1 rRNA gene is annotated in these 358 nt (G+C 55.6%); it reads right to left on the bottom strand.

Annotated features, from left to right (window positions below):
• Positions 1–358 (bottom strand): 16S ribosomal RNA (locus BHE89_RS22455); the annotation flags it as partial.

The following is a 358-nucleotide window of genomic DNA, read 5'->3' as shown; positions in this document are numbered from 1 at the left end:
GCGCCCATTGTGCAATATTCCCCACTGCTGCCTCCCGTAGGAGTCTGGGCCGTGTCTCAGTCCCAGTGTGGCTGATCATCCTCTCAGACCAGCTAGAGACGTCGCCTAGGTGAGCCATTACCCCACCTACTAGCTAATCCCATATGGGTTCATCCGATAGCGCAAGGTCCGAAGAGCCCCTGCTTTGGTCCGTAGACATCATGCGGTATTAGCCACCGTTTCCAGTAGTTATCCCCCTCTATCGGGCAGATCCCCATATATTACTCACCCGTCCGCCGCTCGTCAGCAAGAAAGCAAGCTTTCTCCTGTTACCGCTCGACTTGCATGTGTTAGGCCTGCCGCCAGCGTTCAATCTGAG

The sequence above is a fragment of the Shigella sp. FC1967 genome (assembly GCF_001743005.1).
GTDB lineage: Bacteria > Pseudomonadota > Gammaproteobacteria > Enterobacterales > Enterobacteriaceae > Proteus.
The sequence above is the reverse complement of the archived record's forward strand: the minus strand, read 5'-3'. Positions and strand labels throughout refer to the sequence as shown.